This window comes from Corynebacterium sp. KPL4035, from assembly GCF_037908325.1.
In the GTDB taxonomy this organism is placed as follows: Bacteria; Actinomycetota; Actinomycetes; order Mycobacteriales; family Mycobacteriaceae; genus Corynebacterium; species Corynebacterium kefirresidentii.
Genome location: NZ_JBBMGF010000031.1, coordinates 1 through 1,084, shown reverse-complemented (window position 1 = coordinate 1,084; position 1,084 = coordinate 1). Strand labels below are relative to the sequence as shown.

Here is a 1,084-nt window from a genome sequence, read left to right as displayed (position 1 = left end):
AGCCCTGATCAGGGCTCTGCCATGGATAATCCTCCTGGCAGTGACCATAGCTGGATGCTATCTTCTCTTCTCTGAGCTGCAGAAAAGGTGGTGGTTTCGCTCCAAGGCTGCGTATCGTACGCATACGCACCGAGAGAAAATCAATGAATGCTTCGGGCTGACCATAAATCATGTCTCCCGCGATGGACGTGTCTCTATCTCCCCAGGGGAGACTGAAAAGTGGCGTCGCTCTGGGTTAGAGGCAGAGCTGGCTCAGCACCTAAGAACCCCGATAAGACTATCCGTAAAAGACGGATGCGTATCTATCAGGGACTCTGTAAAGACACCGGGATATCTTCCAGGCAGGGCGCGTTTTTCCACGGCGACTGGGGAGATGATCATTGGTGTAGACACAGAAACGGGAGAGCCAGCACGTATCTCGTTGAAAGAAAAATCTGGTCTCATTCTGGCAGGTAAACCGGGCAGCGGAAAAACGGTCTTCCTAAATCAGCTGGTCAGAGCGCTTATGGCTCGATCTGAAGTAGTTTTCTTTGATGGCAAGAGGGATAGCCCGGAGAAAATTCTGGGGAAAGTCGAGCTTCTCCGGGAGACCATGAAAAAACGCCTTGAGGAAGGCATCGACTACTGGACAATCGATACCCGAGACCGACCGAAGCTATTGCTCTTGGTGCTCGATGAGTGCCAAACGTGGTTCTCACCAGCATCATCTTCAAAGCAGGACAAAGCTGCAGCAGCAGAACGTGAGACAGTCGTGCGCGACCTGGTCCAGCGAGGAAGAAGCGCTGGAGTTCTCGTTGTCCTAGCGACCCAACGCATGACAGCGGACACAGTCCCATCAGGAATCAGGGACATTTGCGGCGTGAAAATGGTCGGTCGCGTAACGCGGCCAGAGGATTCTCAGCTTGTGCTGGGTGTGCGCCCAGGAGAAGGGGAGCCCGACCCGCTTTCAGCGGAGCCAGGACAATTCGTCGTCGATGACGAGTGCCATCCGATGCGGATGGTGCAGGTATACGGGCCAAAGTAAAGCCCGGTTCTGGGTGTCTTCGACCGCGGCAGAGCGTCCGCAGCCGGATCTCCCAGCGGG

The 1,084-nt window shown here is 55.0% G+C and carries 1 protein-coding gene; it reads left to right on the top strand.

Annotation, left to right across the window (positions count from 1 at the left end; genetic code table 11):
- Positions 1 to 1,024 (top strand): zonular occludens toxin domain-containing protein (locus WMP96_RS11690; RefSeq protein ID WP_340433620.1); only part of this gene is annotated, 1,024 nt, incomplete at its 5' end.
- Positions 1,025 to 1,084 lie beyond the last annotated feature (60 nt).